We start from the raw sequence: 22,138 nt of genomic DNA, 5'->3' as shown, positions 1-22,138 counted from the left end.
GCGAGGGCCGAGGGGGTATGGAGAGGGCACCGGTAGCCCGGCAGGTAACGGCGGGCGCGCGGGGCGCCGCAGTAGCGGCGGGCTTGCCCGTCCCAGTGCCGGCACCGGAAGTTGAGGGCCGGCGAGTGACTCATCCGGCGGCCGACACAGCGGCATCGGGCCAGCCGGCGGACTCCTCGGGCACGTTCTCGACCGTGATCTGCTCGCCGCCCTGGTGCGCCGACTGCTCGACGATCTCGCCCTCGATGTACTCGCCGGGCATGTCGAGACCCTCGGGGGAGGCATCGCGTCGCACGGTCTCGTCGTGCGCCACGGCACGCGCGAGCTCGGCGGACTTCGGCAGCAGCTTGAATAGCCGACGAATGGCGGTCTTGCACGCCATCGCGTCATAGTCGGACTGCCAGGGCCCCGAGTCGCGGGCCTTGCTGCGCTTGCGGATTGCCTCGACGTCCTCGACGCTGAGAACGACGAACGCGTTTCCACCGTTCGCCATCCGTGCGACGGCGTAATAGTGGGTGGCTTGTCCCCTTGGTCCGCGACCGGGTACGTGCCGGAGCCTCGGTTCGAGTCCGTACTCGTACTCGAAGGTGTCGCCCTCATAGACAGGGCGCGCGTCGAGGCCGGCGGCGAGCGGGTGCTGCCAAAAGAGCTTGATCATGCCCTGATAGCCGATGACGAGCTGTACCTCGTACGAGCGGACGCGCTTGTTCCAGAAGGGGAGCAGGTACGCCTCGCCCGACACCCCGCCGGGTTCGAGGCCGAGGGCCGAGCAGGTCATCAGGGCGCCGGCGAACGACTCGCGGCTGCACTCGGCGAGGTGCTCGACGCGCCGGAGCTCGGTGAGCGCGATCCGGGCTATCCGGTCGGCGCCTCCCATGTGGCCGGGCAGAGCGCGCTCGATCTGCGGGCGCATCGTCTCGACGAACTGAACGAGGCTGGCCGGGCGTTGGGCAGGCTGGGCGGCGGTTGCACGGGTGTTGGCGCGCTGGGCGACACGCGCGGCAAGGGTGTTGCTCATGCTGCGGTCTCCTGGTTCGGGACGACGAGGCGTCGGGCGCGGTGGGCCCGGAACTCGTCGGGGTGCTCAGCGGCGAGGCGCTTCGTGTTGAGCGCATCGACGCGGTGCGTGTACTGCCGTGCGAGATCCGGGTGCGCGGCGATGAAACGTTTCTGCGAAAGTGGGCCGTTCTGCCGGTAGGTGTAGGCGGTCGAGCCCTGCACCGTGACGACCTCGGCCTCGCCGGCCATCGACTTCAACCGGTTGTCGACCTCGCGCAGCTCGTTGGCGGTCCGGGCCTCGCGCGCCTTCAACTCACGCCGACGCTCCAGCAGGGGCAAAAGCTCGGCCGGATCAGCCACGGTCACGGCATCGGCCTGGACGTCGTAGAGGTGCCCGAGCAGATCCGCGGTTGCCTCGGATCCGTCCACCGGCGGCGGGGTGCCGTCGAGAACGCCCTGCCAGAACTGGCCGACGATCTCGACGAGGTGCTCGACGAGCTGCTCGTCACGCTCGACACGATGCACGATCAGCCGGTTTCCGCCGAGCAGGGCAGCGACGTACGCGTGCTGATAGCCGGTCACGGCCAAGTACCAATGGGTCTGTAGGGCCGGCTGATCGGGGACGCTGAGCAGCCACTCGTCGAGCTGATAGGCGGACCTCGTCTTGATCTCCAGCAGGCTGGACGGGGATGACTTCCCCCGTTCGATCACGGCGCGGTCGAGGTTGGCGAGCATCCATCGACGCTCGACATGGGCGAGTGTCCCCGGGCCCTCGACGACACGGAGACCGGTCCGTTCCGCGAAAACGCTGGCGATCGTCGGCTCGTGTGCGTGTCCCCAGAACGCGGCCTCGGCGAGCTCGGCTGGCTGCGGGCGGTCGAGCGGCAGCTCGCCGCGCTTGTCGAGGTACACCTCGTACGGCGACGCGTGCTTGCTCATGCCCAGTACCGCAGCGATCTCGGAGCCGCCGATTCCCGTGCGCCGCACAGTGAGCCACTGCTCGCGATCGAGGCCGGCCGGGGCGACGACGACACCCGTCGGTGTCACAGTCGCTGTCACTGGTGCCCCCCGATGAATCGGGCGTAGACGCGGTACTCGGCGGCCCCACCCACGATGACCGTGCGGGCAACTGCCTCGAAGGATCCGGCCGGTTCGTACGCGGTGAGCCGGGCTGTGCGGATCGCCTGCGCGGCGGATGCTGCGCGGGCGATCGTCGTCGGCTTCTGCACCACTCCCCACACGTTGGGGTGCGCGCGCAGTTCGGCCGCGATCTGGGCGTGCTTAGTGTTGCGCTGCTTGGGCGGCGGGCCAAGAAACTCCACCGTGTTCATGTGCTGACTCCTCATGCTGCGGACGGGTGCTCGACGGTGCGCTCGCGCCTGGCCCTGTGGATGTGGGGGGCGAGAACACGGCGGATCAAGTCGATCTGCTCGGGCGTCGGCCGCGCGTCCTCGCGAGGCTCGGGCGGTGTCTGTGTGGTCGTCACGGTCCCCCTCCGGTCTGTTCTAGAACTCGAACAGCCAAGGGCGCAAAGCACACGAAAGCGCCTGTCCGGCTGTTGCAGATGTCGAACAACCGCAACGCTAAGTCTTGGAAAAGTGCACGTCAACGCACTTGTTGGCTGTGCCACGCGACGCTATGGCTGGTTAGATGAGAATGTTCGAGTTTTGCAACAGAGCGGAGTGAGAACGTGTCGGAGACCGGCACCCCCTACGGCACCCCCTTCGGGGACCTCTTGCGTGCCGCGAAAGAAGAGACCGGGCTCTCGTATCGCAAGCTCGCCGAGCGCGCGGTCGATCCGACGACGGGGGTAATGGTGGGTTACACCACCCTGCACCGAATTGCCCAAGATCAGTCGATCCATCTCGAACCCGGAGTCGTAGGCGCAGTGGCCGCGGCGATCGGGAGGTCCGAAAGGGAGGTGCGCATAGCCGCAGCCCAGCAATACTGTGGACTCATAGCCGACGACCCGTTCGGCGCGAGCACCTCCGAGGCGACCGTCGTCGTCGTGCACGCGCCCGGCACCGGCCGCAAGGACATGCCGAAGGTCGAAACGCTGCTCAGGAAGTGGGCCGCTGGCGAGCTGCCGCGGGAACTAGCGGAGGACGATTGAACGTCGTCGTAAACGCCCCGCTCATGCTGCGTGACCTGCGGTGTTGCCCGGGGTAGGCTGACCGGGGCCCTGTATCGGACGCATGTTCGAGAAGGGGTCCCGTCATGCCAACAGGGGGGCAACCACCTTGATCCGCGTCACTCGCACTCAACTCGACACCGGAGCAATCGCAGTCGTCCGCGCGACCGAGGACGGACTGACCATAGCCATGGACCGACGGCACATCACCACAACAGGTGCCGCCGGCCTCGAACATGCCCTCAACGGACTTGCCCCCCAGCCCGGACGTGAAGATTCCGGATCAGACAACGACGAGCGTCGCGACTGATCAGCAACACCGAGGGCCGCACGGCATGTCGCCGTGCGGCCCTCTCTTGTCTTCGGCGCCTTACGCGGCTGGCGCCACCGGAGCCGTGCCCGGAACCTTCTTCGGGCGAAGGTGCACCTTCGGGATCACAGCTACGAAGGTCTGCACCGCCGGATCACGTTGCCGTCCCTGCGGCTTGAGGCGAACCTCGATCAGCGCCTCGGCGATCATCCGCTTCTGCGAGAGGTCGAGGTGCTTCCACGCCTCGCTGATCTCATCCACCGTCGCGCCCGCGAGATCCTTCACCGCCGGCGGGATGGCCATGGACTGAGCGCGCTTCTGCGCCGCCTCGATCCGCGGAAGTATGTCCGCCTCGACCGCGGCCAGGCCCTGAGCCGACAGGCGGCCGGCGCCCGCCTCCGTGTAGAACTCGTTGAGCTGCTCCTGCAAGAGCTTCGCCTCGGCTTCGGCTTCCTCCATCGCCTGAAGCACTTCCTTGTCGCCCTTCGCGTACGCCCTGGCGAAGTCTGGGGATGCAAGCCACGCGAACAGCCTGTCCTGCACGTACGGATCGACGATCGAAACCTGCGCGCTCGCGTGGTATCCCTTCACGCCCTCGGGGCCGGGCTCTGCGCATGAGTACCGCGGCAGCCCATGCTGACGATCGGAGTTCACCCGGATTTCGCAGATGTCACAGATCATGATCGCCGATAGCCAGTGAGTTGCCCGCCCGGGACGCATGTTGAACGATCGCTTCTCCTTGCGCGCCTTGACCACGCTGACGGCCTGCACATGCTCAGCTAGGGAGACGATCGCCGGCCACGCATCCTCGTGGGTCACCTTGCCGTGGTGCGTGCGCGAGCCGATGTAACGAACATCCGTCGCGTAAGCCGTGATCGTCGCGGAGATCCAGCGCGCCATGATGAGCGGCTCGACGCGCTCGTTGAAGTCCCGCGCGACATCAACCGGCGTTTCGCCAGCGTCGAGGCGGTCGCGTGCCTCCTGTCGGAGGTCGACTGCATCCTCGATCCGAGCGAGCCACGACGGGTGAATCGTCTCGTTGTCGCGGAGGCCCGGCCGCCACTCCGCCAGCCGCGTGACCTGCCCTTTGGTCCAATACCGGGTGGGCGGTGTGACGCCCCCCGTGTTGAACTGCCTTTCGAGGCTGGCCGACGCCTTGCCGGCACCGACGCCGAGGATAATTTCTCGGACGACCGGTGCCTCGGTCTCATCTTTGACCGTGCAGATGTAGAGCCCCGTGCGCTCGTCGTACACGCGGCGGTACCCGTATGCGGCCTGAGCGTGCGGACGTCCGTTGATGGCGTTCGCGCGCAGCGTCCGCATGAGGTTGTCGCGCAGCTCGTCGACCTCGCGCTCGCCGATCAGCGCGTCCAGGCCCGTCCGGAACTTGTCATCCTTGTTCGACAGGTCGTAGACCTTGCCGCCGTAGCACCAGAGCACGCCGTTCCGGATGCAGGCATCGCGCAGCCGGGCATAGACCGCGAGATCGCGCTGCAACCGGGTCGACGCCCACGCGATCACGATGTCGAGGCGCCCGGCCTCGATCCACTCGATCATCCGCTCGAAGTCTTCGCGCTCCCGGGTGCGGTAGCTCGACGCGGATCGGTCGTCGTCCACGAACTCTTCGACGACGGTCGTCCCGAGGTCATCAGAGGTCGCACGCCCGATATCGAGCTGCTCTTTGACCGACCGCCCCTTGCTCTTCTTGTTGCCCTGGTACGCGCTCTTCCGCGCGTACAGCCCCGCACGCAGCCCCGCGAGGCTTTCGCGCAGGTTACGGACCCCCGAAAGATTCATACGGCCCCCTTCTTCGAGCGACCGTACGAAACTGCCGTTCGTACGGTCTAGCGAATAGGGACCAAGATGGAGACGAAGGCGCCCAGCCGGTTGACGAGCGTGGAGGCCCACAGCCACCAGAAGGCCCGGGGCAACCCCGAGACACTCTCCTTCGCGGCTCGTCTGACGCTCGCGACGGACATTCCGGATCCCCCCATGTGTAAGTGTCGAACGCGCTAGGCGCAAGTTACACACACCTGAGGTGAACCTGCCATCGGATTGCCGGACGCCGTCAATCGACGGCGGTCGCGGCAGCGCGCACGGCACCACCCACGCGGTCGATTACGCTCATGGGCATGGCCGACGCACCGTACAAGCTGATCCTCCTCCGCCACGGCGAGAGCGAGTGGAACGCCAAGAACCTGTTCACCGGCTGGGTGGACGTCAACCTGAACGAGAAGGGCGAGAAGGAGGCGGTCCGGGGCGGCGAGCTGCTCAAGGACGCCGGTCTGCTCCCCGACGTGGTCCACACCTCCCTGCAGAAGCGCGCCATCCGCACCGCGCAGCTCGCCCTGGAGGCCGCCGACCGCCACTGGATTCCGGTTCACCGCTCCTGGCGGCTGAACGAGCGCCACTACGGCGCCCTGCAGGGCAAGGACAAGGCCCAGACCCTGGCCGAGTTCGGCGAGGAGCAGTTCATGCTCTGGCGCCGCTCCTACGACACCCCGCCGCCCGCCCTTGAGGACGGCTCCGAGTTCTCCCAGAGCGAGGACCCGCGCTACGCCTCCATCCCGCCGGAGCTGCGCCCGCGCACCGAGTGCCTCAAGGACGTCGTCGTCCGCATGCTGCCGTACTGGTACGACGGCATCGTCCCGGACCTCCTCGCCGGCCGCACCGTCCTCGTCGCCGCGCACGGCAACTCGCTGCGCGCCCTGGTCAAGCACCTGGACGGCATCTCCGACGCGGACATCGCGGGCCTGAACATCCCCACCGGCATCCCGCTCGCCTACGAGCTCGACGCCGACTTCCGCCCGGTCACCCCCGGCGGCACGTACCTCGACCCGGAGGCCGCCAAGGCCGCCATCGAGGCCGTGAAGAACCAGGGCAAGAAGAAGTGACGCCCGCCCCCTGACGGGGGCTCATGGAACGGCGGGCCCCCTGCCGGCGTGTGAAAGCGCTGGTGGGGGGCTTCTTGCTGTGGCGAACGGGTTGCGTGGTCACCGAATGGAGCAAGACGGATACGGTGCGGATGCGGCGGGCGGGTCTTCAGGTGAGCCTCGGAAGCAAGGAGGTAACACCATGCATTCAATCCGCTCCGCCATATGCGGTGCAGCCACCGTCGTCGCCGTCGTCGCGGCGCCCGTCGTTCCCGCCTACGCCCTCGGGAGCAGCATCGCCCCGTCGGCGGGCGAGGCTGCGGCCGTCCCGGCCACGGGCCGCTGCGACGACGACGACCACGGTCGTCACGACCATGACCACGGCCATGGCGGTTGCGGCCGTCACGACCACGACGGCTGGGGTGACCACGACCACGGCCGCGGCGATCACGACGGCTGGGGCGACCACGACGACGACTGGGGTGACCACGACCACGGCCGGGGTGACCACGACCACGGGCGCGGTGACCACGACCACGGCCGCGGCGATCACGACCACGGGCGTGGTGACCACGACCACGGCCGGGGTGACCACGACCACGGGCGCGGCGACCACGGCCGGGGCGACCACGGCCGAGGCGACCACGACCACGGGCGTGGCGACCACGACCACGGCCGCGGCGATCACGACCACGGCCGCGGCGATCACGACCACGGGCGTGGCGACCACGACCACGGCCGGGATGACCACGACCACGGGCGCGGCGACCACGACCACGGCGACCACGACCACGGCCGTCCGCACCACTCCTCCCACGCGGGTGGTGGCGCCACCGCGCTCGCGGCCTCCACGGAGTCGACGGCTCCCGACGCCCCGGTGCTCATCCTGGCCGGTACCGCGACCGCCGGTCTCATCGGCGGCATGATCTGGTACCGCCGCCGCACCGCCGGCGCCGTCAAGCAGTGACGGGGAGCGAGCGGGCGTCATGTCAGAAGCGCGTGCAGGTGGCCGTAACCGCCTGCTGACGAGGGCGGCCTGGGCAGCCTTGCTGCTGGTCCTCTGCCTGCTCGGCAACGACAGGGCCGACGAGCCGGAGACCCCGGCCCCGGGCCGTCACCACAGCACCGCGGCCAAGAGCCACCCCCACGCGCACGGCCTGCCCCCGGCACACGATCCGTTGCCGGGGGCCGGCCCCCAGACCCTTGAGATCAAGATCCTGGGCCTGAAGGCCCCGATCGAGAGCCACGGCCTCGACAAGCTCGGCGGCGTCGAGCTGCCGCCGTACGAGCGGGCCGACGCGGTCGCCTGGTACAAGGACGGCCCCTCGCCGGGCAGCGAGGGCCCCGCCGTCATCGTCGGCCACGTCGACACCGAGAAGGCCCCGGCCGTCTTCGCCGGGCTGAGCGTCCTCAAGCGCGGCGCGAAGATCAACGTCACGCGCACGGACGGGATCGTCGCCGAGTTCACCGTCGAGGACATCGCCGTCGTCCCCAACGAGCCCTTCGACGCCGACAAGCTCTACGGCCCCGTCGACACCGACCGGGCGGAGCTCCGGCTGGTCACCTGCGGCGGCGACTACGACCGCAAGAAGCACCTCTACAGCGCCAACATCGTCGTCAGCTCGTACCTGACCGGCGTGGCGCAGGCACCGCAACCGCAGCAGCCACAACAACAACAGCAGCCGCCGCAGCCCCAGTCCCAGGAGCAGCAGCCGCAGCAACAGCAGCAGCCTCAGCAGCAGCCCCAGGCTCCCGCCCAGAAGCCGAGCCCGGCCGCCCCGGCGCCCCCCGGCCCCGGAACCGGCGAGACCGGCGAGACCGGCGAGAACGACGCGGACCCCGAGGAAGAGTGAGCCGGGCAGCGCGAGAGGACCCCCGGCCGGAGCACCGGCCGGGGGTCCTTCCCGTGAGTGACATGCGGGTGAGGAGCTAGCTGCAGCTGCCGCCGCACTGGCACGATCCGCCTTGCTGGCAGCCGCAGCTGCAGCCGGGGCCGCACTGGCATCCCGTGGCCGGTGCCTGAGGGGTCTGGGTCATGCGGGTACCTCCTCGGAGGGTGGTTGCCTGCCCCCAGTCAATGGCCGCCCGATCCGTCCGTCAATGCCCCTCGCGTACGTATGTACGGGCGCATGGAGGGCGCGTGGAAGCACTCGGGGTGGGTCGCACGACGGGTCCTCACGCCCCCGCTCAGGCGTCGCCGTCCCCGCCCGTCCGGCCGTCCGACTGCGTCAGCTCGTCCGCGTGCTCGCCCGTGACCAGGTAGACCACCCGCTTCGCGACCGACACCGCGTGGTCCGCGAACCGCTCGTAGTAGCGGCCCAGCAGCGTCACGTCGACCGCCGTCTCGATGCCGTGCCGCCAGCGGTCGTCCATCAGGTGCTGGAAGAGCGTCCGGTGCAGCAGGTCCATCGCGTCGTCGTCCTGCTCCAGCTGCAGCGCCAGGTCGACGTCCTTGGTGATGATCACCTCGCCGGCCTTGGCCATCAGCCGCTGCGCCAGCTGGCCCATCTCCAGGATCGTCGCGTGCAGGTCGCGCGGCACCGCCGTGTCCGGGAAGCGCAGCCGCGCCAGCTTGGCGACGTGCTGGGCCAGGTCGCCCGAGCGCTCCAGGTCCGCGCTCATGCGCAGCGACGTGACCACGATCCGCAGGTCCGTGGCGACCGGCTGCTGCCGCGCCAGCAGTGCGACGGCCCGCTCCTCCAGGTCCCGCTGGAGGTCGTCCACCTTCGCGTCCGCCGCGATCACGGACTCCGCGAGCTTGAGGTCCGCGTCCAGGATCGCCGTGGTGGCGCGCCCGATCGCCGACCCGACGAGCCGGGCCATCTCCACCAGGCCCTCGCCGATCGAATCCAGCTCCTCGTGGTACGCGTCCCGCATTGCCTGACCTTCTCTCTGCCGAGTGAAACGGTGGGCCGAGCCGTATGGCCGCCCACGCTCCCACGTTCTGGCCGGAACGCGACGGCAGCGGCGCTCCGGAGTGAACCCGTACCGACGCCTAGGTGAACTCTCGGCAACGTGTGTTCGAGGCGGCACCCATTTGGCTGTGGACGGTCCGCACCACCCGCATAACCTGGACTCATGAACGTGGACGCGGCCCTCGCCGCAGCGGCAGCGCTCGCCGGACTGTGCACCGGCGTGATCGCCATGCTCGCGTTCCGCTGGAGCGAGCGCGACCAGGCCCGCCCGACCCGCAGCTCCCTGCACACCGACGCCGTGCTCCCGCCCGGCGTCGACACCGTCCTCTCGGTGCTGCGCTCCTCGGCCGTCGTCCTGGACGAGGCCGACGCCGTGGTCAAGGCCAGCTCCGCCGCGTACGCCCTCGGGCTCGTCCGCGGCGGGAAACTGGCCGTCGAGCCCATGCTGCAGATGGCCCGCGACACCCGGCGGGACGGCGAGATACGCCAGGTCGAGCTCGACCTGCCCCGGCGCGGCACCGGCCGCGGCGAGGCCCTCGCGGTCTCCGCCCGCGTCGCCCCGCTCGGCTCCCGGCTCGTCCTGCTGCTGGTGGAGGACCTCACCGAGGCCCGCCGCATCGAGGCCGTCCGCCGCGACTTCGTCGCCAACGTCAGCCACGAGCTCAAGACGCCGGTCGGCGCCCTCTCCCTGCTCTCCGAGGCCGTCATGGACGCCGCCGAGGACCCCGAGGCGGTCCACCGCTTCGCGGGCCGCATGCAGATAGAGGCCACCCGGCTCACCAACCTCGTCCAGGAGCTCATCGACCTCTCCCGGGTGCAGAACGACGACCCGCTGGAGGACGCCGAGCCCGTCCGCGTCGACGAGCTCGTCGCCGAGGCCATCGACCGCTGCCGCCACCAGGCCTCCACCAAACAGATCACCATGGCCGCCGGAGGCACCGCCGACCTGCACGTCTGGGGCAACCGCGGCCAGCTCGCCGCCGCCCTCGGCAACCTCGTCGAGAACGCCGTCAACTACAGCCCCGCCCGCACCCGCGTCGGCATCGCCGCCCGCCACATCGCGGCGCCCGGCGGAGCCCTGATCGAGATCGCCGTCACCGACCAGGGCATCGGCATCTCCGAGAAGGACCGCGAGCGGATCTTCGAGCGGTTCTACCGCGTCGACCCGGCCCGCTCGCGCGCCACCGGCGGGACCGGCCTCGGCCTCGCCATCGTCAAGCACGTGGCCGCCTCGCACGGCGGGGAGGTCACGGTCTGGAGCGCCGAGGGCCAGGGCTCGACGTTCACCCTGCGACTCCCCGAGGCGGGCGCGGTCCGAGACCGCGACCGCAGCCCCCACCATCCCGTTGTCGAACACCTTCCCGCCCCGGAGGTCCTTCCGTGACCCGAGTGCTCGTCGTCGAGGACGAAGAGTCCTTCAGCGACGCGTTGTCCTACATGCTGCGCAAGGAGGGGTTCGAGGTCGCCGTCGCGGCCACGGGGCCCGACGGGCTGGACGAGTTCGAGCGCAACGGCGCCGACCTGGTCCTGCTCGACCTCATGCTGCCGGGCCTGCCCGGCACCGAGGTCTGCCGGCAGCTGCGCGGCCGCTCCAACGTCCCGGTCATCATGGTGACCGCCAAGGACAGCGAGATCGACAAGGTCGTCGGTCTGGAGATAGGAGCCGACGACTACGTCACCAAGCCCTTCTCCTCGCGCGAGCTCGTGGCCCGCATCAGAGCGGTGCTGCGCCGGCGCGGCGAGCCGGAGGAGGTCACGCCGGCCGCGCTGGAGGCCGGCCCGGTCCGGATGGACGTCGACCGGCACGTCGTCACGGTCTCCGGCGCCAAGGTCGACCTCCCGCTGAAGGAGTTCGACCTCCTGGAGATGCTGCTGCGCAACGCGGGCCGCGTGCTCACGCGCATGCAGCTCATCGACCGGGTCTGGGGCGCGGACTACGTCGGCGACACCAAGACCCTCGACGTCCACGTCAAGCGGCTCCGCGCCAAGATCGAGCCGGACCCGGGCGCGCCGCGCTACCTGGTGACGGTCCGCGGCCTCGGCTACAAGTTTGAACCGTAAGCCGGTCTCACCCGAACGAGCGAAGGGCCCGGAAGCGGAACGCTTCCGGGCCCTTCGTCACGGCCTGCTCAGTGACCGGCGTGCTGCGCGCCCTGGGACGCCGCGCCCGACGGCTGGCCCGCGGCGCCGCTCGGCTTGCCCGCGCCGGACGGCGACCCCGCGGGGGCGGACGGCTCGCCGCTCGGCTGGGAAGCGCCCGGCTTCGCCGCCGGCGTCGGCGCGGCCTCGCCCGGGCCCCAGTCCTTGAAGTAGCTCGTCGCCGGGACGACGAACGCCCCGATCCGCACCTCGCCGGTGTTGCTGAAGTCGAACGCGAGGCGCTGCTGCTCGCCGTCCTTGATGGCCTCGCGGCCGTCCGGCAGGACCGCGGAGGCGTTGCCCTTGCCGCCCAGCAGCACGGAGCCGCCGGCCGGCACGACGACGTCGCCGGAGCCCTTGGCGGCGGTGAGCTTCACCTTGGCGCCGTTCTTGCCGGGCAGGGTGATCGCGCGGAGCGTCTGGTCCTCGCGGCCGTTGTTGAAGACCTGGCCGGTGATCACGGCGGGGCCCTTCGCGGTGAGGTCCGGCTGCGTGATCACGTTGACGTTCTGCAGCTTGATGTCGCCGACCGAGGTGGCGGCGTTGTCCGGCTTCACCTCGAGCGTCTGCGCGCTGTTGCCCGCCGCGCAGGCGGTGAGCGAGGCGATCGAGAGCACGAGGGCGGTGGCGGCGAGAGCGCCGCGTCGAAGGCTGCTGCTCACGGCGGCGGCATCTCCTAGGACGAGGTGAGAGGTGTAAGCGGTGCAAGCGGTGTAAGCGTGGTGTCAGCGCGCTTAGGTTACCGACCCCCTCGGAGGCGGCCGCACCCGACCCGCCCCCATGGTCAACTTGGGCCCTGTCCGGCGCACGGCCGAATATCGACGGTGTGCGCCCCGCGCGGATGTCCGCGGGCGCCGGTGCGCATTATCGGTACGGAATGCGCGGGCGCGCGGAAGGCCTTCCTGAATTGATCAAGTTCGCGGTGATCAATTCCGGATTCCGGTCGGTGAACGCGCCCGCCGCCCCGAACGGAGTAGCGGAAGTCAGCCGAGCGGACCCCGGCAAAACGGGACGTTCGACCGCTCGCGAGCGCCTCTCCACGCGTGTAACGTGCCCGTTTCGCCTTGGCCGAAGAACCGCTCCCACCTGCGAATACCCGCTTCCGGAACCCCTCCGCAGCACGTCCCGGTTGCTGTTGTCAAGCCCCGAGATATGCCCTGACCTGCGAAAACGCCATTCAGTACGGGGAGTTCCCGTGTTAGACTGGATAGCCACGGAAGGGGTACCTGTCACATGACGTTCAAGGTTGGCGACACCGTGGTCTATCCCCATCACGGGGCCGCGCTGATCGAGGCCATCGAAACTCGCCAGATCAAAGGCGTGGACAAGACCTACTTGGTGCTGAAGGTCGCCCAGGGTGACCTGACGGTTCGGGTGCCGGCGGACAATGCGGAGTTCGTCGGTGTGCGCGATGTGGTCGGCCAGGATGGGCTGGACCGGGTCTTCGAGGTGCTCCGCGCACCGTATGCGGAAGAGCCGACGAACTGGTCCCGCCGCTACAAGGCAAATCTCGAGAAGCTCGCGTCGGGCGACGTGATCAAGGTCGCCGAGGTCGTGCGCGACCTGTGGCGCCGCGAGCGCGAGCGCGGTCTGTCCGCCGGTGAGAAGCGGATGCTGGCCAAGGCGCGCCAGATCCTGGTGAGCGAGCTCGCCCTCGCGGAGAACACCAACGAGGACAAGGCCGAGGCCCTGCTCGACGAGGTCCTCGCGTCCTGAGGCCGTTAAGAGCCGACGGCCTGCAATACCTTGGCGTCCCGACGCACAGGTGCCGGACGTGAAGACCGTACGTACGGGATGCACCGGACGTAAAGAAGTGCCGCGGTGCCCGCGCGGTGACGCAAGTCATCCGCCGGGCGCTGCGGCATCTCTGGATGCGGGCACGCGCACCCGCCGTGCGTAAGAGTGCCGGGCCCGGGCAGCCGGCCCGCCCAGCTGTCACGGAAGGGGCTGGTCGGGGCTTGTTGCCCGGCACTCCCCAGGCCATACCCAATCCGGCCGAGGAAGCAAACCTGAACGCGAACGCAATGTCTGATCGAGCCCCTGCCGTCACTCCTTCGCGCACCGCCGCCGTGATCCCCGCCGCAGGCCGCGGGGTCCGGCTCGGCCCGGGCGCCCCCAAGGCCCTGCGGGCCCTGGGCGGCACCCCCATGCTCGTCCACGCCGTCCGGGCGATGGCCGCCTCCCGCGCCGTCTCCCTCGTCGTCGTGGTCGCCCCGCCGGACGGCGCCGCCGAGGTCCGCGCCCTCCTCGACGACCACCCCCTCAGCGGCCACGACCGCGCCGAGGTCCTCGTCGTCCCCGGCGGCGGCACCCGCCAGGAGTCCGTCCGCCTCGGCCTCGCGGCCCTCCCCGCCGACGTCACCACCGTCCTCGTGCACGACGCCGCGCGCCCCCTGGTGCCCGTCGACACCGTCGACGCCGTGATCACCGCCGTGCGCGAGGGCGCGCCCGCCGTCGTCCCGGCCCTGCCGCTCGCCGACACCGTCAAGCAGGTCGAGCCGCGCACGGGCGCCGCGGAGGGCGAGCCCGAGCTCGTCACCGGCACCCCCGAGCGGGCGCTCCTGCGGGCCGTGCAGACCCCCCAGGGCTTCGACCGGCGCACGCTCGACGCCGCCCACGAGAAGTTCGCCGACCTGGCGGGCGAGGGCGCCACCGACGACGCCGGCATGGTCGAGCGCCTCGGCGCCCCCGTCGTCCTCGTGCCCGGCCACGAGGAGGCCTTCAAGGTCACCCGGCCGCTGGACCTCGTCCTCGCCGAGGCCGTACTCGCCCGCAGGAGGGCCAACGATGGCTTCTAGCCCGCTCCCCGCCCTGCCCCAGGTGGGCATCGGCACCGACACGCACGCCTTCGAGGAAGGCCGCGAGCTGTGGTGCGGCGGCCTGCTGTGGCCCGGCGAGACCGGCCTCGCCGGCCACTCCGACGCCGACGTCGTCGCCCACGCCGCCTGCAACGCCCTCTTCTCCGCCGCCGGCCTCGGCGACCTCGGCGCCCACTTCGGCACCGGCCGCCCCGAGTGGGCCGGCGCCTCCGGCGTCACGCTCCTCACCGAGGCCGCCCGCATCGTGCGCGAGGCCGGCTTCGTCATCGGCAACGTCGCCGTCCAGGTCGTCGGCGTCCGCCCGCGGATCGGCAAGCGCCGCGAGGAGGCCCAGAAGGTCCTCTCGGAGGCCGTGGGAGCCCCGGTGACGGTTTCCGGCGCCACGACGGACGGCCTGGGCTTCCCGGGCCGCGAGGAGGGCCTCACGGCGGTGGCGACGGCCCTGGTGGTCCGGGCCCAGGCCTACTGAGCCCGAGGAACGAAAGAGCCCGTCCGGCGTTCGAGGACACCGCGCGTCAGCGCGCCTGCGGGCCCGGCGACGCCGCGGAAGGCCGCGGGGTCAGATCGACCCCACGACCTTCCGCGGCGTGACCCGCACGACCACCCGCTGCGCGTCGTCCTTCGCCGCCGGATTGAAGTCCGCGTAGTCCTTGCCCGTGTACTTCCGCGAGAGCTCGTCGATCAGCTCGGGGCCGCCCTCGGTGGTGAGCGAGGCCGTGCCGCGCACCTCGGCGTACGTGTACGGCGCGTTCGGCGGGTTGATCATCACCGTGACGCGCGGGTCGCGGCGCATGTTCTGCTCCTTGCGCCGCCCGACGGTCGTGGAGATCAGCAGGTCGTCGCCGTCGCGCGTGACCCAGGTGACCGTGAGCTGCGGGCTGCCGTCCGGCTGGACCGTGGCGACCGTCGCGAAGACGGGGGCGTCGTCGAGGAGCTTCTTCAGGTCGTCGGAGAGCGTGGCAACCACGGCGGTTCCTTCCCTGGGGAGCGTGCGCGTACGCGATCGCGCTCACCGTATGCCGCCGGCGCGGGAAAGGGGCGCGTACAAGCCGGGACAAGCCGGAACGCGCCCGTACGGGTCAGGGCCGGACCCGTGGTGAGGTCCGGCCCTGACCCGTACGGTCAGCTGTGCGGGGTCAGGCGCCGTCCGGCCGGCCCACGGCCACCCGGTCGCCCGCCGGCTGCTCGTACGTGCCCGTCTCGTACGCCCGCAGCCGCTGCGCCACCGCGCCCTCGCGGACCTCCTCGCGCCCGGCGTGCTGCTCGGGGACCGCCGAAGCGCCCTGCGGGGCTCCTTGCGGGACTCCCTGCGGGGCCCCCGGCGAAGCCTGCGCCGCGCGCCGCGGGGAGTGCTGCCGCACCTCCTCCATGCTGGAGCGCAGCACCTTGCGCAGCTTCGTGCCCAGCGGCCGCTCCACGAGCTTGTGCATCAGCCAGGCCGCGCCGAGCATCACCACGACCAGGCCGATGACCAGCACGTGCCGGGGGACGCGGTCGCGCAGGCCGTAGATGACCGTCATGCCGATGTACTGGTGGAGCAGGTACAGCGGGTAGGTGAGCGCGCCCGCCGTGGACAGCCAGCGCCACTGGATCCGGTTGAGCTTGCCGCACGCGATCAGCGCCATCAGCACGAACGCGGCGAAGACGATCACCCGGGCGGGCCAGGCGGGGATGTTGTGCGTGGTGTTGTCCGCGACGCGCCGCGTGATGTGGTGCTCGGCGAGGAGCAGCGACATGGCGGTGATGCCCCAGAGGAGGGCGTTGGGGCGGTAGCGGTACATCAGGTAGAAGGCGATGCCCGCGACGAAGTAGGGCTGGTAGAGCGGCATCGCCCACTGGTCGAGGAGCTTGATGTCCGCCTGGACCGAGGCCAGTGCGACGACCGTCCACAGGACGCAGAAGAGCACGCACTTGCGGTACGTCACGCCCGTAGCCACGACGACCGCGAACATTACGTAGAACTTCAGCTCGATGAAGAGCGTCCAGTAGACGCCGTCGACGTCCCAGACCCCGAGCCCCGACTGGAGCATGGTCAGGTTGGTGAGGACGCCGTCGAAGCCGCCGTTGATCTGCCGCACCTGCGGCCACAGCGTGACGACCGAGGCCGTCAGGAGGATCGCGACCCAGTAGGCGGGGTAGACCCGCGACACGCGGGAGATGAAGAAGTCCCCGAGCGAGCGGCCCCACGTGCTCATGCAGATCACGAAACCGCTGATGAGGAAGAAGATCTCGACGCCCGTCCAGCCGTACTGGGCGAACTTCCACAGGTTGGGGAAGATGTGCTCGGGGTCCTGGCCCCAGCCTCCCCGCAGCGCCACGTAGTGGAAGAAGACGACCATCAGAGCGGCGACGATCCGGAGCCCGTCCAGGACGTAGAGCCTGGGAGCGGCAGGTTTCTGTCCGGCTACCAGGCCGCCATCGAGATCTCCTCGGCTGGCGAAACGCATGTGGTCCTCTCCATCGGGCTCAGGTCGGCTCATCCTACGAGGGCCGTCCGCGGGCATGCTGACACAAGGACCCCCCGGCCCGCCGTGACAGTTATCTCCTGTCTCTGCCGTAATTCCAACCCCCGGCCTGGAACGTCTCCGGGGTGATCTTGTGACGATCTTGTGGGGGGCCGGACAGACCGGCACGGATCTCCGCCGCCGAGCGCTGCAGCCCGCGCCGCAGCACCCCGGCCAGCGGCCGCTCCACCAGGCGGTGCACCAGCCACGCGGTCACCAGCATCCCCGCCAGCAGCGCGGGCAGCAGGACGGCCGGCGGCACGTCCCGGGCCGTCCGCCGGATCACCAGCCAGCCCACCCGCTCGTGGATCAGATAGAGGGGATAGGTCAGCGCGCCGGCCGTGGTCAGCCACCGCTGGGTCAGCCGGCGCGTCCAGCCGAGCGCGACCGCCGCCATGGCGGCGAAGAACACGGCGAGCAGCACCGCCGTCGGCCAGTGCGGCACCCGGTGGCCCATGTGGCCCTCCGCGCGCGCCTGGGCCGCCACCAGGCCGTGCTGGGCGACGAGGAAGCACCCGGCGACCAGCAGCCACAGCGCGAGGTTCGGGCGGTGGCGGTGCATGAGGTAGAAGGCGATGCCCGCGATGAAGTACCAGCAGTCCTCCGGCAGCAGCACCTGGTCGAGCAGCGGCTCGTCCACCGCGGCCGCGACCGCCGCCGCGAAGCCCCAGACCACACAGAAGCCGACCGCCCGCGCGTACGTGAGCCCCTTCCCGGCGACGACGAGCGCGAAGAGCAGGTAGAAGCGCAGCTCGACCCACAGCGTCCAGTACACGCCGTCGACGGCGTCCACCCCGAGAGGGGACTGGAGCATGGTCAGGTTGACGGCGACGTCACGCGAGCGGAGGGTTTCGTCCGCCACCGGCCACAGACAGACGACGAGGGCGACGGCCAGGACGGAGAACCAGTACGCGGGGAAGAGCCGGGTGACGCGCGACACGGCGAACTCGCCGGGCCCCCGGCCCCAGCAGCTCATGCAGATCACGAAGCCGCTGATCATGAAGAACAGCTGCACCCCCAGCCAGCCGTACGACGCCGGCACGTGGGCGCTGGGGAAGACCTCCGGCGGCGACCCCGGCCACGCCCCCCTGTCGAACGCCACGTAGTGGTACGCCACCACCATCAGCGCCGCGCACAGCCGCAGCCCGTCCAGTGCGGCCAGCCGGGCGCGCCCGCGGCTTCCGTCGTGCTGTACGGGCAGCAGAGTGGGGTGCAACACCCCTCCAGGAGTGAAGGTGAGGCAGTGCCCGGGAAGCTATCACGCAGATCTGTCATTTTGCCGTATTTAGTGAGATGGACTGCATTAGGGAGATAACGGACAAGAGGCGCGCATCCCTCTCGGAACGCCTCGTTCCCTCCCTTCCGCGCCCCGATTGCCGGGGGCACTGCCGAACGCCCACTACTCTGGTTGCGTGACCATTCGCCTGTACGACACCAGCGCCCGGCAGATCCGCGACTTCTCCCCGCTCACTCCGGGCTGCGTCTCGATCTACCTGTGTGGCGCGACCGTGCAGGCCGCCCCGCACATCGGCCACATCCGCTCCGGCCTGAACTTCGACATCCTCCGCCGCTGGTTCACCTACCGCGGCTACGACGTCACCTTCGTCCGCAACGTCACGGACATCGACGACAAGATCATCAACAAGGCGGCCGACCAGGGCCGCCCCTGGTGGTCCATCGGCTACGAGAACGAGCGCGCCTTCAACAGCGGCTACGACGCCCTCGGCTGCCTGCCGCCCACCGTCGAGCCCCGCGCCACCGGCCACGTCACCGAGATGGTCGAGATGATGCGCGGCCTCATCGAGCGCGGCCACGCCTACGCCGCCGACGGCAACGTCTACTTCGACGTCCGCTCCTTCCCCGGCTACCTGCAGCTCTCCAACCAGGAGCTGGACAACCTCCTCCAGCCCTCCGGCGAGGGCGAGACCGGCAAGCGCGACCCCCGCGACTTCGCCATGTGGAAGGCCGCCAAGCCCGGCGAGCCCTCCTGGGAGACCCCCTGGGGCCGCGGCCGCCCCGGCTGGCACCTGGAGTGCTCCGCCATGGCCCACAAGTACCTCGGCGAGACCTTCGACATCCACGGCGGCGGCCTCGACCTGATCTTCCCGCACCACGAGAACGAGATCGCCCAGGCCAAGGCCTTCGGCGACGACTTCGCCCAGTACTGGGTGCACAACGCCTGGGTCACCATGAGCGGCGAGAAGATGTCGAAGTCCCTCGGCAACTCCGTCCTCGTCTCCGAGATGGTCAAGCACTGGCGCCCCATCGTCCTGCGCTACTACCTCGGCACCCCGCACTACCGCTCGATGATCGAGTACAGCGAGGAGGCCCTGCGCGAGGCCGAGGCCGCGTTCGCGCGGATCGAGGGCTTCATGCAGCGCGCCACCGAGCTCGCCGGCAAGACCGTCGAGCCCGCCGCCGAGGTCCCGCCCGCCTTCGCCGAGGCCATGGACGACGACCTGGGCGTCCCCCAGGCCCTCGCGATCGTGCACACCACCGTCCGCCAGGGCAACTCCGCCCTGACCGCGGACGACAAGGAGTCCGCCGTCGCCCGCCTGGCCGAGGTCCGCGCCATGCTCGGCGTCCTCGGCCTCGACCCCCTCGACGAGCAGTGGGCCGACGCCTCCGCCGGCCGCGGCGACGACCTCCACGGCGTCGTGGACTCCCTGGTCCGCCTCGTCCTCGACCAGCGCCAGGCCGCCCGCACCCGCAAGGACTGGGCCGCCGCCGACGCCATCCGCGACCAGCTCCAGCACGCCGGCCTCGCCATCGAGGACACCCCGTCGGGACCGCGCTGGTCGCTGTCCTGAGGGACACTTTTCGTACGTACGTAGTAGGCAACCGCCGGACCCGCTCCGGCGCAGCCGTCCGAAGCCCGCAGAGCCCACCAGGGCCGCGCGGCGCCAGGGCGGCAGAGTAGACAGAAGTCAGGTGACCCCATGGCCGGCAACAGCCAGCGCAGGAACCGTCGCACGTCCAACAAGAAGGGCGCGACGGTCGGCAGCGGCGGCCAGCGGCGCCGGGGCCTGGAGGGCAAGGGCCCGACCCCACCCGCGAGCATGCGCAAGGGACACAAGAAGAACCGCCTCGCCAACGCCCAGGCCAAGCAGGCCGCCCGCCGCCCGGCCCCGCGCCGCGGCGGCCCCAAGGGCCCCAATGAGCTCGTCGTCGGCCGCAACTCCGTCGTCGAGGCGCTGCGCGAGGGCGTGCCCGCCAAGACCCTCTACGTCCAGCAGTACCTGGACAACGACGAGCGCGTCCGCGAGGCGCTCCAGCTCGCCACGGACAAGGGCCTCAACCTCATGGAGGCCCCCCGCCCCGAGCTCGACCGCATGACGAACGGCCTCAACCACCAGGGCCTCGTCCTGTCCGTCCCGCCCTACGACTACGCCCACCCCGAGGACCTCACCGCCGCCGCCTTCGACGACGGCGAGGACCCGCTGATCGTCGCCCTCGACGGCATCACCGACCCGCGCAACCTCGGCGCCGTCGTCCGCTCCGTCTCCGCCTTCGGCGGCCACGGCGTGGTCGTCCCCGAGCGCCGCGCGGCCGGCATGACCGCCAGCGCCTGGAAGACCTCCGCCGGCACCGCCGCCCGCACGCCCGTCGCCCGCGCCACCAACATGACGCGGATGCTCGAGGCGTACCAGAAGGAAGGCCTGATGATCGTCGGCCTCGCCGCCGACGGCGACGTCGAGCTCCACGAGCTCGACGCCCTCGAAGGCCCGGTCGTCATCGTCGTCGGCAGCGAGGGCAAGGGCCTCTCCCGCCTCGTCGGCGAGACCTGCGACTTCCGCGTGCGCATCCCGATGCCGGGCGGCGCCGAGTCCCTCAACGCGGGCGTCGCGGCCGGAGTCGTGCTCTACGAGGCGGCCCGCCGCCGCGCCTGAGGAAAAACTGTTCTCCTGCACGGGACGGGCCGGTTCACCGGCCCGTCCCGTGCGTAAGGAGACGATTGACGGGGTGTGTTGACGCGACCCGGACAGTTCGAGTCGGTCAAGGCAGTGTCCTAATCAGAAGTCACTCGGTTAGATGAGTGTGGACACCAGAACACCCCGCACACCCACGGGGGGAAGCTCTTCCGGGTACGACGACCAGCCCGCGCTGAGTACGGTGAAGGTTCCGTCCGACCCGGCGCAGATCGCCGTCAACCACGTGAGTTTCCGCGTGCAGCTCGCCCGGCCCCCTCGCGTCGCCCGCCAGTACGCAGGCATCGCCGACACGGCGCAGCTGCCCACCGTCAAGAGCACGCCCAAACGGCGCGCTCCCGTGGTGTGGAGCGGGCGGGCCGCCCCCGGCGACGCGGCGCCCACCGAACTCCTCCAGGCCGTACGGGACTCCGCCGTCACCGACGCGGGCTCCACCCAGGTGCTGCCCCGCGTCCGCGTCGGCGATCAGCCCCCCTCCGTCGTGGGCCCCCGCAGCCACGCCGAGCGCACCGGCCCCGGCGAGCTCGTCGACGCCGCCGGCCCCGCCGCGCCCGAGACGCAGCTCCTGCACGGCGTCCGCCCCACCGGCAGCGCGTACGACGAAGACCGCTACCGCTATCCGCAGTTCGACGGCCCGGACGACCCCGAGGCCTACGACGCGGAATACGACGACGAGGGCGCCGAAGACGCGGACGGCGAGAGCGCCACCAAGCGCCACGGCGACTCCGTCCGGCACGCCTACTACCCCGGCCGCCGGATGAACCTCGGCGTCGTCCTGCTGCCCCTGCGGATCTTCCTCGGCCTGATCTCCATCTACGCCGGCATGGGCAAGCTCTGCGACCCCGTCTACTTCGACGGCGGCAAACGCGGCTCCATGGTCGCCTGGCTCACGGCCCTCCACCCCTGGCCCGCCGCCGAACCCCTGCGCGACCTCGCCCTCGCCCACCCCGTCGGCGCCGGCCTCACCGTCGCCTTCCTCCAGGTCGTCGTCGGCGTCCTCACCATCGTCGGCCTCTGGCAGCGCCTCGCCGCCTCCATCGGCGTGCTGCTCTCCGCCGTCCTGATCGTCACCGTCAGCTGGCGCAGCACCCCTGTCTACGACGCCCCCGACATCATCTACCTGGCCGCCTGGAGCCCCCTCGTGATCGCCGGGGCGCCCTTCTACTCGATCGACGGACGCCTCGCCGGCGAGGCCTGGCGCCGCCTCGGCCCCCGCGCCGAGCTGTGGGACCTGCGGCGGCGCGTCCTGCGCCGCGGCACGATCATGGCCACGGTCGTCATCGGCCTCACCCTGCTGGTCGGCTCCACCCTCGGCGGCGCCGTCCGCTCCTCCCAGACCGTCAAGGTCCCCGGCCCCAGCGACCCCCCGGTCAACAACCTCCCTGGCTCGCCGGACCCGCAGAGCCCCGGCACCGCCGCCACCCCCCGCGCCGGCACCCACGGCCCCTCGGCCGCGGGCACCCCCACACCCACGGCCCCGGGCACCCACTCGGCGCCCCCGTCCGCGACGGCCCCCGCC

At 70.7% G+C, this 22,138-nt stretch carries 22 protein-coding genes; 11 read left to right on the top strand and 11 right to left on the bottom strand.

Features of this window, described 5'->3' with window-relative positions; all coding sequences use genetic code 11:
• Window positions 1-130 precede the first annotated feature (130 nt).
• From B7P34_RS04655 to B7P34_RS37225, 4 genes are read right to left on the bottom strand one after another with little or no spacing between them, the layout of a single operon-like run.
• Window positions 131-1,018 carry a recombinase RecT gene (locus B7P34_RS04655; RefSeq protein ID WP_106674492.1) on the bottom strand — a complete coding sequence of 296 codons (888 nt, stop codon included), beginning with the start codon at window positions 1,016-1,018 and terminating at the stop codon, window positions 131-133.
• A complete protein-coding gene (locus B7P34_RS04650) occupies window positions 1,015-2,046 on the bottom strand; it encodes a YqaJ viral recombinase family protein (protein WP_189382459.1) in 1,032 nt (343 codons plus the stop codon). Before B7P34_RS04650 ends, B7P34_RS04655 begins: the two co-directional genes overlap by 4 nt.
• An 8-nt stretch (window positions 2,047-2,054) precedes the next feature.
• Window positions 2,055-2,330, bottom strand: coding sequence for a hypothetical protein (locus tag B7P34_RS37230; protein WP_189382457.1), 276 nt, complete (start codon window positions 2,328-2,330; stop codon window positions 2,055-2,057).
• 11 nt (window positions 2,331-2,341) lie between these two features.
• Window positions 2,342-2,485, bottom strand: a complete 144-nt coding sequence (locus B7P34_RS37225) for a hypothetical protein (protein ID WP_189382455.1) — start codon at window positions 2,483-2,485, stop codon at window positions 2,342-2,344.
• A 204-nt stretch (window positions 2,486-2,689) separates the two neighbouring features.
• Between B7P34_RS37225 and B7P34_RS04645 the strand changes: the two genes are divergently transcribed.
• The gene (locus B7P34_RS04645) at window positions 2,690-3,112 is read left to right on the top strand and encodes a helix-turn-helix domain-containing protein (protein ID WP_106674490.1); all 423 of its coding nucleotides are present in this window, start codon (window positions 2,690-2,692) and stop codon (window positions 3,110-3,112) included.
• A 388-nt stretch (window positions 3,113-3,500) separates the two neighbouring features.
• On the opposite strand, the gene B7P34_RS04640 is transcribed toward B7P34_RS04645, so the two are convergent.
• Window positions 3,501-5,237 (bottom strand): recombinase family protein, encoded by a 1,737-nt coding sequence (locus B7P34_RS04640; RefSeq protein ID WP_106674489.1) that lies wholly within the window; start codon window positions 5,235-5,237, stop codon window positions 3,501-3,503.
• Between the two features lie 335 nt (window positions 5,238-5,572).
• Between B7P34_RS04640 and B7P34_RS04635 the strand changes: the two genes are divergently transcribed.
• Window positions 5,573-6,334, top strand: a complete 762-nt coding sequence (locus B7P34_RS04635; RefSeq protein ID WP_106674600.1) for a phosphoglyceromutase — start codon at window positions 5,573-5,575, stop codon at window positions 6,332-6,334.
• Window positions 6,335-6,521: 187 nt separating this feature from the next.
• Here the strand turns inward: B7P34_RS04635 and B7P34_RS37220 are convergent, their stop codons facing one another.
• On the bottom strand, window positions 6,522-7,118 hold the full coding sequence (locus B7P34_RS37220) for a hypothetical protein (RefSeq protein ID WP_189382453.1): 597 nt from the start codon (window positions 7,116-7,118) through the stop codon (window positions 6,522-6,524).
• A gap of 181 nt (window positions 7,119-7,299) precedes the next feature.
• Between B7P34_RS37220 and B7P34_RS04625 the strand changes: the two genes are divergently transcribed.
• Window positions 7,300-8,166 (top strand): class F sortase, encoded by an 867-nt coding sequence (locus B7P34_RS04625; protein ID WP_189382451.1) that lies wholly within the window; start codon window positions 7,300-7,302, stop codon window positions 8,164-8,166.
• A gap of 334 nt (window positions 8,167-8,500) precedes the next feature.
• Here the strand turns inward: B7P34_RS04625 and phoU are convergent, their stop codons facing one another.
• Window positions 8,501-9,190, bottom strand: a complete 690-nt coding sequence (gene phoU / locus B7P34_RS04620) for a phosphate signaling complex protein PhoU (RefSeq protein ID WP_106674487.1) — start codon at window positions 9,188-9,190, stop codon at window positions 8,501-8,503.
• 201 nt (window positions 9,191-9,391) lie between these two features.
• Here phoU and B7P34_RS04615 point away from each other — a divergent pair, with 201 nt between their 5' ends.
• Window positions 9,392-10,612 carry a sensor histidine kinase gene (locus B7P34_RS04615; RefSeq protein ID WP_106674486.1) on the top strand — a complete coding sequence of 407 codons (1,221 nt, stop codon included), beginning with the start codon at window positions 9,392-9,394 and terminating at the stop codon, window positions 10,610-10,612.
• The gene (locus tag B7P34_RS04610) at window positions 10,609-11,289 is read left to right on the top strand and encodes a response regulator transcription factor (RefSeq protein WP_031183999.1); all 681 of its coding nucleotides are present in this window, start codon (window positions 10,609-10,611) and stop codon (window positions 11,287-11,289) included. The genes B7P34_RS04615 and B7P34_RS04610 overlap by 4 nt, the downstream gene beginning before the upstream one ends.
• Window positions 11,290-11,357: 68 nt before the next feature.
• Here the strand turns inward: B7P34_RS04610 and B7P34_RS04605 are convergent, their stop codons facing one another.
• Window positions 11,358-12,029, bottom strand: a complete 672-nt coding sequence (locus tag B7P34_RS04605; protein ID WP_106674485.1) for a DUF461 domain-containing protein — start codon at window positions 12,027-12,029, stop codon at window positions 11,358-11,360.
• Between the two features lie 571 nt (window positions 12,030-12,600).
• On the opposite strand from B7P34_RS04605, the gene B7P34_RS04595 reads away from it, so the two are divergent.
• The 3 genes from B7P34_RS04595 (at window position 12,601) to ispF (ending at window position 14,655) form a co-directional block, all read left to right on the top strand.
• Window positions 12,601-13,083, top strand: a complete 483-nt coding sequence (locus tag B7P34_RS04595; RefSeq protein ID WP_003953493.1) for a CarD family transcriptional regulator — start codon at window positions 12,601-12,603, stop codon at window positions 13,081-13,083.
• Window positions 13,084-13,391: 308 nt separating this feature from the next.
• Window positions 13,392-14,165, top strand: a complete 774-nt coding sequence (gene ispD / locus B7P34_RS04590; RefSeq protein ID WP_106674484.1) for a 2-C-methyl-D-erythritol 4-phosphate cytidylyltransferase — start codon at window positions 13,392-13,394, stop codon at window positions 14,163-14,165.
• Window positions 14,155-14,655, top strand: a complete 501-nt coding sequence (ispF, locus tag B7P34_RS04585; RefSeq protein ID WP_106674483.1) for a 2-C-methyl-D-erythritol 2,4-cyclodiphosphate synthase — start codon at window positions 14,155-14,157, stop codon at window positions 14,653-14,655. The genes ispD and ispF overlap by 11 nt, the downstream gene beginning before the upstream one ends.
• Window positions 14,656-14,745: 90 nt before the next feature.
• Here ispF and B7P34_RS04580 read toward each other — a convergent pair whose 3' ends face one another.
• The 3 genes from B7P34_RS04580 to B7P34_RS04570 all read right to left on the bottom strand — a co-directional run bounded on the left by B7P34_RS04580 (window position 14,746) and on the right by B7P34_RS04570 (window position 17,906).
• Window positions 14,746-15,153, bottom strand: coding sequence for a PPOX class F420-dependent oxidoreductase (locus B7P34_RS04580; protein WP_106674482.1), 408 nt, complete (start codon window positions 15,151-15,153; stop codon window positions 14,746-14,748).
• A gap of 169 nt (window positions 15,154-15,322) precedes the next feature.
• Window positions 15,323-16,633 (bottom strand): acyltransferase family protein, encoded by a 1,311-nt coding sequence (locus tag B7P34_RS04575; RefSeq protein ID WP_106674481.1) that lies wholly within the window; start codon window positions 16,631-16,633, stop codon window positions 15,323-15,325.
• A gap of 91 nt (window positions 16,634-16,724) precedes the next feature.
• Window positions 16,725-17,906, bottom strand: a complete 1,182-nt coding sequence (locus tag B7P34_RS04570; RefSeq protein ID WP_223267501.1) for an acyltransferase family protein — start codon at window positions 17,904-17,906, stop codon at window positions 16,725-16,727.
• A gap of 196 nt (window positions 17,907-18,102) precedes the next feature.
• Here B7P34_RS04570 and cysS point away from each other — a divergent pair, with 196 nt between their 5' ends.
• From cysS to B7P34_RS39270, 3 genes are all read left to right on the top strand, one after another.
• Complete coding sequence (gene cysS / locus B7P34_RS04565) at window positions 18,103-19,500, top strand: cysteine--tRNA ligase (protein ID WP_106674480.1); 1,398 nt, start codon at window positions 18,103-18,105, stop codon at window positions 19,498-19,500.
• Window positions 19,501-19,629: 129 nt separating this feature from the next.
• Window positions 19,630-20,580: a 23S rRNA (guanosine(2251)-2'-O)-methyltransferase RlmB gene (gene rlmB / locus B7P34_RS04560; protein WP_106674479.1), complete on the top strand. Its 951-nt coding sequence runs from the start codon at window positions 19,630-19,632 to the stop codon at window positions 20,578-20,580.
• 223 nt (window positions 20,581-20,803) lie between these two features.
• Window positions 20,804-22,138 (top strand): DoxX family protein (locus B7P34_RS39270; RefSeq protein ID WP_286157446.1); only part of this gene is annotated, 1,335 nt, incomplete at its 3' end.

The organism is Streptosporangium nondiastaticum (assembly GCF_003011965.1).
Lineage (GTDB): Bacteria > Actinomycetota > Actinomycetes > Streptomycetales > Streptomycetaceae > Streptomyces > Streptomyces nondiastaticus.
This window is presented reverse-complemented; position numbering and strand designations above follow the sequence as displayed.

Bases quoted from the DNA above. Each gene is read 5' to 3' on its own strand.
- ispF (WP_106674483.1), top strand. From the start codon at position 14,155: ATGGCTTCTAGCCCGCTCCCCGCCCTGCCCCAGGTGGGCATCGGCACC.
- rlmB (WP_106674479.1), top strand. From the start codon at position 19,630: ATGGCCGGCAACAGCCAGCGCAGGAACCGTCGCACGTCCAACAAGAAG.
- ispD (WP_106674484.1), top strand. From the start codon at position 13,392: ATGTCTGATCGAGCCCCTGCCGTCACTCCTTCGCGCACCGCCGCCGTG.
- phoU (WP_106674487.1), bottom strand. From the start codon at position 9,190: ATGCGGGACGCGTACCACGAGGAGCTGGATTCGATCGGCGAGGGCCTG.
- B7P34_RS37230 (WP_189382457.1), bottom strand. From the start codon at position 2,330: ATGAACACGGTGGAGTTTCTTGGCCCGCCGCCCAAGCAGCGCAACACT.
- B7P34_RS04575 (WP_106674481.1), bottom strand. From the start codon at position 16,633: ATGCGTTTCGCCAGCCGAGGAGATCTCGATGGCGGCCTGGTAGCCGGA.
- B7P34_RS04635 (WP_106674600.1), top strand. From the start codon at position 5,573: ATGGCCGACGCACCGTACAAGCTGATCCTCCTCCGCCACGGCGAGAGC.
- B7P34_RS04615 (WP_106674486.1), top strand. From the start codon at position 9,392: ATGAACGTGGACGCGGCCCTCGCCGCAGCGGCAGCGCTCGCCGGACTG.
- B7P34_RS04595 (WP_003953493.1), top strand. From the start codon at position 12,601: ATGACGTTCAAGGTTGGCGACACCGTGGTCTATCCCCATCACGGGGCC.
- B7P34_RS04625 (WP_189382451.1), top strand. From the start codon at position 7,300: ATGTCAGAAGCGCGTGCAGGTGGCCGTAACCGCCTGCTGACGAGGGCG.
- B7P34_RS04655 (WP_106674492.1), bottom strand. From the start codon at position 1,018: ATGAGCAACACCCTTGCCGCGCGTGTCGCCCAGCGCGCCAACACCCGT.
- B7P34_RS04640 (WP_106674489.1), bottom strand. From the start codon at position 5,237: ATGAATCTTTCGGGGGTCCGTAACCTGCGCGAAAGCCTCGCGGGGCTG.